11 protein-coding genes are annotated in these 11,770 nt (G+C 63.5%); all 11 read left to right on the top strand.

Annotated elements, in window-relative coordinates:
• Nucleotides 1-8: 8 nt before the first annotated feature.
• A complete protein-coding gene (locus BMI89_RS08935) occupies nucleotides 9-1,046 on the top strand; it encodes a TRAP transporter substrate-binding protein (RefSeq protein WP_078522177.1) in 1,038 nt (345 codons plus the stop codon).
• A gap of 110 nt (nucleotides 1,047-1,156) precedes the next feature.
• Nucleotides 1,157-2,521: a glutamine synthetase family protein gene (locus BMI89_RS08940; protein ID WP_078570656.1), complete on the top strand. Its 1,365-nt coding sequence runs from the start codon at nucleotides 1,157-1,159 to the stop codon at nucleotides 2,519-2,521.
• Nucleotides 2,522-2,565: 44 nt separating this feature from the next.
• Nucleotides 2,566-3,954: an aldehyde dehydrogenase family protein gene (locus BMI89_RS08945; protein ID WP_078570835.1), complete on the top strand. Its 1,389-nt coding sequence runs from the start codon at nucleotides 2,566-2,568 to the stop codon at nucleotides 3,952-3,954.
• Nucleotides 3,951-5,105, top strand: coding sequence for an iron-containing alcohol dehydrogenase (locus BMI89_RS08950; protein WP_078570657.1), 1,155 nt, complete (start codon nucleotides 3,951-3,953; stop codon nucleotides 5,103-5,105). Before BMI89_RS08945 ends, BMI89_RS08950 begins: the two co-directional genes overlap by 4 nt.
• Before the next feature lie 239 nt (nucleotides 5,106-5,344).
• A complete protein-coding gene (locus BMI89_RS08955) occupies nucleotides 5,345-6,451 on the top strand; it encodes an ABC transporter substrate-binding protein (RefSeq protein ID WP_078570658.1) in 1,107 nt (368 codons plus the stop codon).
• A 77-nt stretch (nucleotides 6,452-6,528) separates the two neighbouring features.
• A complete protein-coding gene (locus BMI89_RS08960; protein ID WP_078550973.1) occupies nucleotides 6,529-7,383 on the top strand; it encodes an ABC transporter permease subunit in 855 nt (284 codons plus the stop codon).
• The gene (locus BMI89_RS08965; protein WP_078541553.1) at nucleotides 7,380-8,168 is read left to right on the top strand and encodes an ABC transporter permease; all 789 of its coding nucleotides are present in this window, start codon (nucleotides 7,380-7,382) and stop codon (nucleotides 8,166-8,168) included. The genes BMI89_RS08960 and BMI89_RS08965 overlap by 4 nt, the downstream gene beginning before the upstream one ends.
• A gap of 3 nt (nucleotides 8,169-8,171) precedes the next feature.
• Nucleotides 8,172-9,230 carry an ABC transporter ATP-binding protein gene (locus BMI89_RS08970; RefSeq protein ID WP_078522183.1) on the top strand — a complete coding sequence of 353 codons (1,059 nt, stop codon included), beginning with the start codon at nucleotides 8,172-8,174 and terminating at the stop codon, nucleotides 9,228-9,230.
• A gap of 110 nt (nucleotides 9,231-9,340) precedes the next feature.
• Complete coding sequence (locus BMI89_RS08975; protein ID WP_078570659.1) at nucleotides 9,341-10,084, top strand: hypothetical protein; 744 nt, start codon at nucleotides 9,341-9,343, stop codon at nucleotides 10,082-10,084.
• 75 nt (nucleotides 10,085-10,159) lie between these two features.
• Nucleotides 10,160-10,801: a DedA family protein gene (locus BMI89_RS08980; protein ID WP_078550970.1), complete on the top strand. Its 642-nt coding sequence runs from the start codon at nucleotides 10,160-10,162 to the stop codon at nucleotides 10,799-10,801.
• Between the two features lie 75 nt (nucleotides 10,802-10,876).
• Nucleotides 10,877-11,713, top strand: coding sequence for a hypothetical protein (locus tag BMI89_RS08985; RefSeq protein WP_078570660.1), 837 nt, complete (start codon nucleotides 10,877-10,879; stop codon nucleotides 11,711-11,713).
• Nucleotides 11,714-11,770: the final 57 nt, after the last annotated feature.

The raw sequence follows: 11,770 nt of genomic DNA on the forward strand, positions 1-11,770 counted from the left end.
AGAGAGTGATGACGACAAGAAGACAGTTCCTCACCACCGGTGCGGTGGGTGCGGCTGCGGCGGGCCTTGCGGCCCCGGCCGTCGCGCAGACCACACCGATCAAGTGGCGTATGCAGACCTATGCCGGTCCTGCGCTGGCCGAACAGGTCGTGGACAATTGCATCAAGACCTTCAACGAAATCGCCGATGGCGAGATGGAGATCGAACTTTACTACGCCGACCAGCTGGTGCCGACCTCCGAGCTGTTCCGCGCGATGCAGTCGGGCACGATCGACGCCGTGCAATCCGACGATGACTCGATGGCCTCGCCCACCGAAGTCACCGTCTTCGGCGGCTATTTCCCCTTCGGCCTGCGCTACTCGCTCGACGTGCCGACGCTCTTCAACGAATGGGGTCTCAACGAGATCTGGGACGAGCAGTATTCGGCCGTCGGCGTGAAGCACATCTCGGCGGGTTCGTGGGATCCGTGCAACTTCGCCATGAAAGAGCCGGTGAAGTCGCTCGACGATCTCAACGGCAAGCGGGTCTTCACCTTCCCGACCGCCGGGCGCTTCCTCGCGCAATTCGGCGTCGTGCCGGTGACGATCCCGTGGGAAGACGTCGAAGTCGCGCTGCAGACCGGCGAGCTCGATGGCGTCGCATGGTCGGGCATCACCGAGGATTACACCTCGGGCTGGGGTAAGAACGCGCCCTACTTCCTGACCAACAACATCTCGGGCGCATGGATCGGCCACTTCTTCGCCAACATGGATCGTTGGAACGAAGTGCCGGATCGCCTGAAGACGCTGATGAAGACCTGCTTCGATCAATCGCATTACCACCGCCAGTACTGGTACTGGTCGGGCGAGGCGAAGCTGCGCGTCGAAGGCACCGATATGGAGCTGACGACCATTCCGGACGCCGAATGGCAGAAGGTCGAAGACGCCGCCCACAAGTTCTGGGACGAGATCGCGGCCGAAAGCGAGTTGAAGGCCAAGGTCGTCGACATCTTCAAGAAATACAACGCGACGATGGCGAAGGCAGGCCCGCCCTATCGCTGCGGCTAAGCAAAGCGGGGGCGGCGGAAACGCTGCCCCTACGACGCAACATTTGCCCTCTTGTGGGGCCCCGCACCGCGCGGCAATCTCGCGCGGTGATCTTGATCCCGGAGGAACTCATGTCGCGCAAATTATCGTTCGACGCGCTCAAGAAATCGGTCAATGCAGGCGAGGTCGATACGGTCATCGCAGCCCTTGTGGATATGCAGGGACGGCTTCAGGGCAAGCGGTTCCACGCGGCGCATTTCATCGACAGCGCATGGGAAGAGACCCATTGCTGCAACTACCTGCTGGCGACCGACATGGAGATGGTCACGGTGCCGGGCTATGACGCGTCCAGCTGGGAGCGCGGCTACGGCGATTACGTGATGAAGCCCGACATGGAGACGCTGCGGCTGATCCCGTGGGTTCCGGGCACGGCGCTGGTGATCTGCGATCTGCTCGATCATCACAGCCACGAGCCGATCCCCCATTCGCCGCGCCAGATGCTGAAATCGCAGCTCAAGCGCGCCAAGGACATGGGCTTTGACGTGATGATGGCGACCGAGCTGGAATTCTTCCTGTTCGAGGAAAGCTATCCACAGCTCTTCGACGCGGGCTATCCCGATCCGACCCCGGTCGCGCGCTACAATGTCGACTATTCGCTGATGGGCAATTCGCGCGCCGAACCGGCGATGCGGGCGATGCGCAACGCGCTCTATGCGGCGGGCGTGCCGGTCGAATGCTCCAAGGGCGAGGCCGAATGCGGTCAGGAAGAGCTGAACGTGAAATATGCGGGCGGGCTTCAGACCGCCGACATGCATGTGCTGGTCAAGCAATGCGCCAAGGAAGTTGCCCAGTCCCACGGGCTCTCGGCGACCTTCATGGCGAAATACCACACCGACAAGGCGGGCTCGTCGAGCCATGTGCACCAGTCGCTCTGGAAGGGCGGAAAGCCTGCCTTCTTCGACACGGACGCGCCCAACGGCATGTCAGAGCTGATGCATCAGTTCCTCGCCGGGCAGCTGACCCATGCGCGCGAGATCACCTATTTCCTCGCGCCCTACACCAACAGCTACAAGCGCTTCTGCGAGGGGCTTTTCGCGCCGACGAAAGCGGTCTGGTCTCTGGACAACCGCACGGCGGGTTTCCGCATCTGCGGCGAGGGCACCAAAGGTATTCGCGTCGAATGCCGTATCGGCGGGGCCGACCTGAACCCCTATCTGGCCTGCGCGTCGCTTCTGGCGGCGGGGCTGGCCGGGATCGAGCAACAGATGGACCCGGGGCCGGAAGCCGCGGGCGACATCTACAAAGCGGGCGAAGTGACCGAGGTGCCGAAATCCCTGACCGAGGCGCTGGGCGCTCTGGAAGGTTCGGACATGCTCAAATCCGCCTTCGGCGAGGACGTGATGGCCCATTACGTGCGCGCCGCCCGCTGGGAAATCGAAGAACAGAACCGAGTTGTGACCGACTGGGAGCGGATGCGCGGTTTCGAACGCGCCTGAGTTTTGACAGACCCGCGGGGCCCTACACCCCGCAAGGAGACATGATGACCAAGACCCTGAAATGTATCTCGCCCGTCGACGGGCAGGTCTATGCCGAACGCGAGGCGCTGAGCGCCTCCGACGCGCAGGCGCTGGCCGCGAGCCTTCGCGCCGCGCAGCCCGCATGGGCCGAACGCCCGCTGTCGGAGCGTATCGCGCTCGTCGAGGCGGGCATCGCCAAGCTCAACGAGATGAAGGATCTCGTGGTCGAGGAGCTTGCGTGGCAGATGGGCCGCCCGACCCGCTATGGCGGTGAATTCGGCGGCATGAACGAGCGTGCGGGCTACATGGCCTCGATCGCTGAAGAGGCGCTCGCCCCGATGGTGGTCGAGCAAAGCGACAGCTTCCTGCGCCAGATCGCACGCGAGCCTGTCGGCGTCGTCTTCATCATCGCGCCGTGGAACTATCCCTATATGACGGTGATCAACTCGCTGGTCCCGGCCCTGATCGCGGGCAACACGGTGATGTTGAAGCACGCGACCCAGACCATGCTGGTGGGTGAGCGCATCGCCGAAGCCTTCCACGCGGCGGGCGTGCCGCAGGACGTGTTCCAGAACGTCTATCTGACGCATGAGACCTCGGAAGAGCTGATGGGCGCGAAAGCGTTCGATTTCGTCAACTTCACCGGCTCGGTCGGTGGCGGCCGCGCGGTCGAGCGCGCTCTGGCGGGCACCTTCACCGGGCTGGGCCTCGAACTGGGCGGCAAGGATCCGGGCTATGTCGCCGCGGATGCCGATCTGGACGCGGCGGTCGACGGGCTGATGGACGGCGCGCTGTTCAACGCAGGCCAGTGCTGCTGCGGGATCGAGCGGATCTACGTCCATGCGAGCCTCTACGACGCCTTCGTCGAAAAGGCCGCAGCCTGGGCGAGCAAGCTGACCCTCGGCAATCCGTTCGAGCCGGAAACGACGCTGGGCCCGATGGCCAACAAGCGCTTCGCCGAAGTGGTGCGCGGCCAGATCGAGGATGCGATCACCGATGGCGCGAAGCCGCTGCTCGACCCCGAGCTGTTCCCGGCAGACGATGGTGGCGCCTATCTCGCGCCGCAGATCCTCGTCGATGTGAACCACGAGATGCGCGTGATGCGCGAGGAAAGCTTCGGCCCCGTTGTCGGCATCATGCCGGTGAAGGATGACGAGGAAGCCATCGCCGCGATGAACGATTGCGATTACGGGCTGACCTGCTCGATCTGGACCGCCGATCCCGCCCGCGCCGAGGCGATGGGCAAGCGGCTGCAGACCGGCACCGTCTTCATGAACCGCTGCGACTATCTCGACCCGGCGCTGTGCTGGACCGGCTGCAAGGAAACGGGCCGCGGCGGCTCGCTTTCGGTGCTGGGCTATCACGCGCTGACGCGTCCGAAATCCTACCATCTCAAGAAGGTGACGAAATGACTGCCCCCACCGCAAACTGGTCCTATCCGACCACGATCAAATTCGGCCCCGGCCGGATTTCGGAACTGGCCGATCACTGCAAATCCGTGGGTATCGCGAAGCCGCTTCTGGTGACCGACAAGGCGCTGGCCGCGCTGCCGATCACCGCCGGGGCGCTCGACGTGCTGGACGCGGCGGGCCTTGGCCGCGCGGTGTTCTCCGAGGTCGACCCGAACCCGAACGAGGGCAACATGGCCGCCGGGATCGAGGTCTATAAGGCGGGTGGTCATGACGGCGTGATCTGCTTCGGCGGCGGCTCCGCGCTCGATCTGGGCAAGATGATCGCGCTGATGGCCGGGCAGGACGCTTCGCTGAGCGTCTGGGATCTGGAAGATATCGGCGACTGGTGGACGCGCGCGAACGGTGATGCCATCGCGCCGATCATCGCGGTGCCGACGACGGCCGGGACCGGCTCGGAAGTGGGCCGCGCAGGCGTTTTGACCAATTCCGAGACCCACAAGAAGAAGATCATCTTCCACCCGAAGCTGATGCCCGCGATCACGATCTGCGATCCGGAGCTGACGGTCGGCATGCCGCCCTTCATCACGGCGGGAACCGGGATGGACGCGCTGGCGCATTGCCTCGAGGCGTTCTGCTCTCCGCATTACCACCCGATGAGCCAGGGCATCGCGCTCGAAGGGATGCGGCTCGTGTTCGAGAACCTGCCGCGTGCCTATACGACGCCGGACGATCTGGAGGCGCGCGCCAATATGATGTCGGCGGCGGCGATGGGGGCGGTGGCCTTCCAGAAGGGCCTCGGCGCGATCCACTCGCTGAGCCACCCGGTCGGCGCGGTCTACGGCACCCATCACGGCACGACCAATGCCTGCGTGATGCCGATGGTGCTCGACTTCAACCGCGCCACCATCGAGGAGCGGATCAACCGCGCGGCGGCGTATCTGGGCATCGCGGGCGGCTTCGAGGGCTTCAAGGCCCGGATCGAGAGCCTGCGGACCGAATTGTCCATCCCGGCGAACCTGACCGAGATGGGCGTGAAGCGCGAAGATCTCGACATGCTGGTCGAGATGGCGCTGGAAGATCCGTCCTGTGGCGGCAACCCGGTCGAGATGACGGCCGAGAATACCCGCGCGCTTTACGAGGCGTGCTTTTGAAATCGGCACGAGCGGGGGCTGCGCCCTCGCTCGTTGGCGCGGCTCACGCGTCTGTAACTAGTGTTGATGAGGAATTTTGCTTCAACATCGGTACTGCCAAAAATCTGTTACAACGCCCGCATAAAGGGTCGCCGATGCCGGAGCCAACCGGACGGCACAACCGTCGAAAGACATTAGCTCGGGGGAGACAGGACCGCATGAGGCGGCACCGCCCTCCATCAACGGGGAGAGACCTGAAAATGACCTTCAAGTTCCGTTACCTTGCAGCGGCCAGCGCCATGGCCCTTGCTGCCAGCACCGGCGCCAGCTTCGCCGACAGCATGGATGACCTCTACGCTGCCGCGAAAGAAGAAGGCAGCCTGACCACGATCGCGCTGCCGCATTCGTGGTGCAACTACGCGGGCGTGATCGACGGCTTCAAGAAGAAGTATCCCGGGATCACCGTGAACGAACTGAACCCCGATGCGGGCTCGGCCGACGAACTCGAAGCGATCCGCGCCAACAAGGACAACAAGGGTCCGCAGGCGCCCGACGTGATCGACGTGGGCCTTTCCTTCGGCCCGGCGGCCAAGGACGAGGGTCTGATCCAGCCCTACAAGGTCTCGACCTGGGACACGATCCCGGACAGCGCCAAGGATGCTGAAGGCTACTGGTATGGCGACTATTACGGCGTGCTGTCGTTCGCGGTGAACAAGGATATCGTCGACAATGTGCCGCAGGACTGGTCGGACCTGCTCAAGCCGGAATACGCGAACTCGGTGGCTCTCGCGGGCGATCCGCGCGCCTCGAACCAGGCGATCCTCGGCGTTCTGGCCGCGGGCGTCGCAGCAGGCGGCGAGCCAGGCAAAGCCTCGGGTGAAGCCGGTCTGAAGTACTTCGCCGAGATGAACAAGAACGGCAACTTCGTGCCCGTCATCGGCAAGACCGGGACGCTGGCCCAAGGCGCGACCCCGATCGTCGTCGAGTGGGACTATAACGCGCTTGCCGGTCGCGACACGCTGAACGGCAACCCGCCGGTCGACGTCGTCGTGCCGAAATCGGGCGTTGTCGCCGGTGTCTACGTTCAGGCGATCTCGGCCTACGCGCCGCACCCGAACGCAGCCAAACTCTGGATGGAATACCTCTATTCGGACGAAGGTCAGCTTGGCTGGCTGGAAGGCTATTGCCACCCGATCCGCTTCAACGACCTGTCGGCCAACGGCAAGGTTCCGCAGAAGATGCTCGACGCGATGCCGCCCGCCGAGGGCTACGCCAAGGCGGTCTTCCCGTCGCTCGACGCGCAGGCTGCGAACAAGGAAGTCGTGACCGGCGGCTGGGATAGCGTCGTCGGCGCGAACGTCCAGTAACCGAACCCGCATAAGCACACGCCCCGCGCCTGATCGCGCGGGGCGACTTTATTGAAAATTCTGCAAAGCGAGGCCCGATGCAAAGCCGCAAGCTGCCGCTGACTTGGGTGGGGATGGTTCCCTTCACGCTCTTCGCGCTTTTGTTCCTGATCGCACCGACGATGTATATCGTGGTGGGCGCGTTTAGGACGAGCGACGGGGGCTTCACGCTGTCGAACCTCGTGAACCTGTTTCAACCGACGATCCTCGCGAGCTACTGGATCTCGATCAAGATCAGCCTCGCCACTGCGCTTGTAGGCTGCCTGATCGGCTTCGCGCTGGCCGCCGCCGTAACGCTGGGCGGCCTGCCGAACTGGCTGCGCGGTCCGGTGATGACCTTCTCGGGCGTGGCCTCGAACTTCGCAGGCGTACCGCTGGCCTTCGCCTTCCTCGCGACGCTGGGACGACTGGGTCTCGTGACGGTGCTGCTGAAATCGTGGTTCGGCTTCAACATCTACACGCACGGCTTCAACCTGCTGAGCTTCTTCGGTCTGACGCTGACCTATCTGTTCTTCCAGATCCCGCTGATGGTGCTGATCATCACCCCCGCGCTGGACGGTCTGAAGCGCGAATGGAAAGAGGCGGCGAGCATCCTCGGCGCGACCGGTTTCCAGTATTGGCGCATCGTCGCGCTGCCGATCCTCTGGCCGTCGCTGCTGGGCACGCTGGCGCTGCTGTTCGCCAATAGCTTCGGCGCGGTGGCGACGGCCTATGCGCTCACCGGCTCGTCGATGTCGATCGTGCCGATCATGCTTTACGCGCAAATCCGCGGCGATGTGCTGCAGGACCCGCATCTGGGCTACGCGCTGGCCTTCGGGATGATCGTCATCACCGGCCTCGCCAACCTCGCCTATGTCTGGCTCCGCGTACGCTCCGAAAGGTGGATGCGATGAAATCCAAGAAACTCTGGTCCTGGCTCGCACTGGCGTTCGGGGCGCTCTACTTCGCGCTGCCGCTGCTCGGCACGCTGGAATTCTCGCTTCGCGCGCGGCGCGGGGTCTATTCGCTCGACGCTTACCGCTCGGTGCTGGCCGATCCGCAATTCCGCGAGACCTTCAGCTACTCCGTCGTCATGGCGATCTTCACGATCCTCGTGGGCGCGCTGATCGTGGTGCCGACCGCCTATTGGGTGCGTCTCAAGCTGCCGCATTGGCGCCCGGTGGTGGAGTTCATCACGCTCCTGCCGCTGGTGATCCCGCCGATCGTGATCGTCTTCGGCTATATCCGGCTCTATAACACTTCGTCGATCCTGCCGCTGACCGGCACGACGACGGGCACCAACCTCCTGCTGATGCTGGGCTATGCCACGCTTTCGCTGCCTTACATGTATCGCGCGGTCGATACCGGGCTGCGTACCATCGATGTCGGCACGCTGACCGAAGCCGCGCAAAGCCTCGGCGCCGGGTGGAGCACGATCCTCGCGCGCGTCATCCTGCCGAACGTGCTCGTCGCGGTGCTCTCGGGCGCCTTCATCACCTTCGCCATCGTCATCGGCGAGTTCGTCCTCGCCTCGCTCCTCAACCGGCCGGCATTCGGCCCCTACATGCAGCTGACCGGCGCGAACAAGGCTTACGAGCCTGCCGCGCTTGCGGTGATCGCCTTCTCGATCACCTGGATCTGCATGGGGCTGATCCAACTCGTCACCCGGTTTTCCAAACATACGAACGCAAAGCGGTAACCCATGGCCTCTCTCGAGATCGAACATCTGGAAAAATCCTTCGGCGCGAACCGCGTGGTGAAGGATTTCAACCTCTCCATCGAAGAGGGCGAATTTATCTCGCTGCTCGGCCCGTCGGGCTGCGGCAAGACGACGGTGCTGCGCATGGTGGCAGGCTTCGAGAGCCCTTCGGGCGGCGCGATCCGCATCGGTGGGCAGGACGTCACGCATCTGGGGGCGAACCAGCGCAATATCGGCATGGTGTTCCAGGCCTATGCGCTGTTTCCCAACCTGACGGTCGCGCAGAACGTGGGCTTCGGGCTTCGCGTGGCGAAACGTCCGCGCGCCGAGATCAAAGCCCGTGTGACCGAGATGCTGGAGTTGATCGGTCTGCCCGATCTGGGCAACCGCTATCCGTTCCAGCTGTCGGGCGGGCAACAGCAGCGTGTGGCGCTGGCGCGCGCGCTCGCAATCCAGCCGCGCGTTTTGCTGCTCGACGAGCCGCTTTCCGCGCTTGATGCGAAGATTCGCGTCTCCTTGCGCGAAGAAATCCGCGACATTCAGCGCCGTCTTGGCATCACGACGATCTTCGTGACCCACGATCAGGAAGAGGCGCTGTCGATCTCGGATCGGGTGGTGGTGATGAATGGCGGCGTGGCCGAGCAGATCGGTGCGCCTTTCGAGATCTACAACCAGCCGAAGACCCGCTTCGTCGCGCAATTCGTGGGCACGCTGAACGCGCTCGAGGCCGAAGTGGCCGATCCGGCGCGCGGCGCCCTGCGCGTCGGCAATACCGAGGTTATCCTCTCCGAACCCGTCACCGCGGGCCAAGGCACTCCGGTCACGCTGGCCGCGCGGCCCGAAGTTCTGGCGCTGGGTCGCCGCGAGGGCAATGACACAGTGTTCACGGGGCGGATCGTCGAGACGCATTTCCTCGGCTCGATCCTGCGGGTGAGAATGGAGGTGGAAGGGCAGCTTATCGCGCTCGACACGTTCAACCGTCCCGGCAATCCGCCGCCCAAGGTCGGCACCGAGGCCGAGGTCAGCGTGGCGAGCCGCGATCTTCTGGTTCTGGCCGACTGACGACGCGAAAACGGGCCCGCGCCCCTCTTTTCTCCGGGTTTTCGGACCCGGAGCCCCTTCTGCCGCGTTGCCGATGAAAGCTTACACGCGACCGTTGCAGAAGGATGAAAATGGAGTGGCTCGTCGATCATAATCAGGTGGTGAGTATCGCGGTGCAGATCGTCACCGCGCTCGTCTGGATTATCTATCTGCAACTTCTGCTGCAGAATTTCCGGCGCGAGCGTCGCTCGAAACTGCTGCTGACCCGGGTCGCCGGCGGCCATGAACACGGGCATCTGATGCTGGGCAATATGGGCGCCGAGCCGATTTTCGTGAAAGCCCTTCTGGCCGATCTCGTGATCGACGGGAAAACCTATCACTCGATCGCCAGCGATTCCGGCGGGTTTGCTCCGTTCGCGGATTCCGGCCCCAACGAGTCGATCAAGGGCCCCCTGAAAACCGCGGATTATCGCGATCTCGGCCGCATCTCCGATCTCGTGGACGTCGCGCTGGAATTCTCCGACCTGCCCGAAGACGCGAAACAGGTGGAATCGGTGGTTTTCACCGTTCTCGCAGAAAGCAGTCGCGACAATATCCTGACCGCGGGACGGCTGTGCTTCGACGTCTATCACGCCGGTGAGCATCAGCGCTTCTTGCCGCAGACCTCTTCAACGGTTCAGCTGCGCAGCTTCCGCAAACGTCGCGAATTGGCGGCGCGGCTGAAGGAAATGCTCGAGCAGGAAGCGCGCGCTTTCCTCACCAGTGAAGACGGCCGACGCCGCGAGCGTGGCGCAGAGCTGCAACAGCTGCGACACCGCCAGCGACAAAGCGAGAAGGATCGCCAGGCCGACGCTCCGCACGAGGCTGCCGAATGAGGCTTCGAGAGACCTGTCGTCCAACATAACCGAACACGGCGCGCCGTTCCGGCTTGAGGCGCAAAAGGAGACATCATGTTCAACTGGATCACCGGCGTCATCGCGTCCTTCGGCTATTTCGGCATCGCGGGCCTGATGCTGCTGGAGAACGTGTTTCCGCCGATCCCGTCCGAACTGATCATGCCACTCGCAGGCTATATGGCGGCGCAGGGGAAATTCTCGCTGATCGGGTTGATCGTCGCGGGCACCATCGGCTCGGTGCTGGGCGCGCTCCTTTGGTACTGGATCGGCCTCAAGATCGGGATCAAGCGCCTGTGCCACCTGTCGAGCCGCCATGGCCGCTGGATCGGCATCACCCCGCGCGACATCACCCGGACCAAGAAATGGTTCGACAAGCACGGCTGGGTGGGCGTGTTCTTCGGGCGCATGCTTCCCGGCGTCCGCACGCTGATCTCGGTGCCGGCGGGCATGGCGCGGATGCCCTTCGTCCCGTTCCTTGCCTACACGACGCTGGGCAGCGCGCTCTGGACCGCCTTGCTGACCGTCGCGGGCTATCTGCTCGGGAAGCAGTACAGCGAAGTCGCAAGCTGGGTGAACCCGGTCTCGACCGGCGTGATCGTGGTGCTCGTCCTGCTCTACGCCTATCGGGTGATTACCTGGAAGCCGCTGAGAGATGACGACGAACCCAGCGGCGCCACGCCCGCGCGCGAGAGCTGAACTGCTGTTTTCCTTGTTTCATGGGGGAATGCTCGCTAGACCGCGCTTCGACTTCGCGTAAGGGGCAGTGACGCCATGACAGGCACGGATCGGAATATCGTCATCCATCTCGGGTTTCCGAAAACGGGAACGACGACGATCCAGTCCCTGCTCGACGCGAATACAGCGCGACTGGAGCCAGAACTCACGATCGCCGCGAAAGGTGACCTGACACTGCAACTGCGCAAGGTCGCGATGCGGGCGATGCACGTGCCGATGGCGCGCGCGTTCTGGATGTGGCGGTTTCACCGCGGGTTGAAGCAGCTGCGCCGCGATGTCGATGCGATGACGTTCAAGACGCTGATCATCTCGGATGAGACTCTGTTCGGGCTGAATCCCGCGCGTCTGAGCGACATTTCGAGCGCTGGGACTTACGAGGACATGCTGCGTGCCCTCGACGCTGCGCTGGACGGTTACGCGCCGCGCTACATCGTCTATCTGCGCGATCCCGAAAGCTGGAAGACGAGCTTCTACAATCAGAATTTCAAGCGTCGGCGTACGACGCAAAGCTTCGCCGACTGGTCGAAAGAGCATGACTTCGAGACCGGACCCTTGCAGGTGATCGAACGGATGCGCGTCGTCCTCGGGGACCGTTTGGCCGTTCGGCAGATGGAAGACGACCGTGCGGAAGGTCGTTTTCTCGGGCAGGCGCTTTTGGAATATGCAGGTCTGCCGCCAGAGCGTTTCGCCGATCTGGAGATGCCGCCCCGCCAGAACGAGAGCATGGCGCCCGCCGCGATCGAATTGCTGCGGATGATCCACGAGAACCCGGCCTTCCGCGGCAAGCGTTACCGTTTCCTCGTGCGGCTTTTCGCGCGGAACCCGGAGCTGTTCGCCGAATTGCCCAAACCCGGGAACAAAGACGACACCTAAGCCGGGTTTCGCCATCGCGCGTTGGCAAGAACGCGGCAAAAGGCTTATATGCCCGGC

The organism is Thioclava sp. F36-7 (assembly GCF_002020075.1).
GTDB lineage: Bacteria > Pseudomonadota > Alphaproteobacteria > Rhodobacterales > Rhodobacteraceae > Thioclava > Thioclava sediminum.

Excerpts from the sequence above, each read along its gene's own strand:
- BMI89_RS08960 (WP_078550973.1), top strand. The coding sequence starts at position 6,529 with ATGCAAAGCCGCAAGCTGCCGCTGACTTGGGTGGGGATGGTTCCCTTC.
- BMI89_RS08940 (WP_078570656.1), top strand. The coding sequence starts at position 1,157 with ATGTCGCGCAAATTATCGTTCGACGCGCTCAAGAAATCGGTCAATGCA.
- BMI89_RS08970 (WP_078522183.1), top strand. The coding sequence starts at position 8,172 with ATGGCCTCTCTCGAGATCGAACATCTGGAAAAATCCTTCGGCGCGAAC.
- BMI89_RS08980 (WP_078550970.1), top strand. The coding sequence starts at position 10,160 with ATGTTCAACTGGATCACCGGCGTCATCGCGTCCTTCGGCTATTTCGGC.
- BMI89_RS08975 (WP_078570659.1), top strand. The coding sequence starts at position 9,341 with ATGGAGTGGCTCGTCGATCATAATCAGGTGGTGAGTATCGCGGTGCAG.
- BMI89_RS08955 (WP_078570658.1), top strand. The coding sequence starts at position 5,345 with ATGACCTTCAAGTTCCGTTACCTTGCAGCGGCCAGCGCCATGGCCCTT.
- BMI89_RS08935 (WP_078522177.1), top strand. The coding sequence starts at position 9 with ATGACGACAAGAAGACAGTTCCTCACCACCGGTGCGGTGGGTGCGGCT.
- BMI89_RS08965 (WP_078541553.1), top strand. The coding sequence starts at position 7,380 with ATGAAATCCAAGAAACTCTGGTCCTGGCTCGCACTGGCGTTCGGGGCG.
- BMI89_RS08985 (WP_078570660.1), top strand. The coding sequence starts at position 10,877 with ATGACAGGCACGGATCGGAATATCGTCATCCATCTCGGGTTTCCGAAA.
- BMI89_RS08945 (WP_078570835.1), top strand. The coding sequence starts at position 2,566 with ATGACCAAGACCCTGAAATGTATCTCGCCCGTCGACGGGCAGGTCTAT.
- BMI89_RS08950 (WP_078570657.1), top strand. The coding sequence starts at position 3,951 with ATGACTGCCCCCACCGCAAACTGGTCCTATCCGACCACGATCAAATTC.